The organism is Bacillus sp. SIMBA_031 (assembly GCF_046535225.1).
Lineage (GTDB): Bacteria > Bacillota > Bacilli > Bacillales > Bacillaceae > Bacillus > Bacillus velezensis.
This window is the reverse complement of the sequence record NZ_JAWRXC010000567.1, coordinates 1-246: the sequence shown is the minus strand read 5'-3', so window position 1 is coordinate 246 and position 246 is coordinate 1. Positions and strand designations below refer to the sequence as shown.

Genomic DNA, 246 nt, shown 5'->3' with positions numbered 1-246 from the left:
CTGCTGAATCACGCCGCGATCGAGCGCCGCATTCCACGGGTCGGTTTTGTACGCCTCGACGCTGGCCGTGTACATCTTCTGGCGCGCCGCGACGGCTGCTGCCGTTGCCGGATCGGTGCCGACGCCCGGCGTCGCGGCGGCCGCCTGATCCGACTGGATCGACGCGTGCTGCTGCGGCAGCGGCATGCTGGAAAACCCCATGTTTCGTGCAGCCTGTTGAATCAGTTCTTGCGTCTGCGCTGCGAC

General features: G+C 66.7%; 1 protein-coding gene. It reads right to left on the bottom strand.

All coding sequences use genetic code 11. From position 1 onward, the window contains the following. Positions 1-246 (bottom strand): hypothetical protein (locus tag SB724_RS21390; RefSeq protein ID WP_410573035.1); only part of this gene is annotated, 246 nt, incomplete at both ends.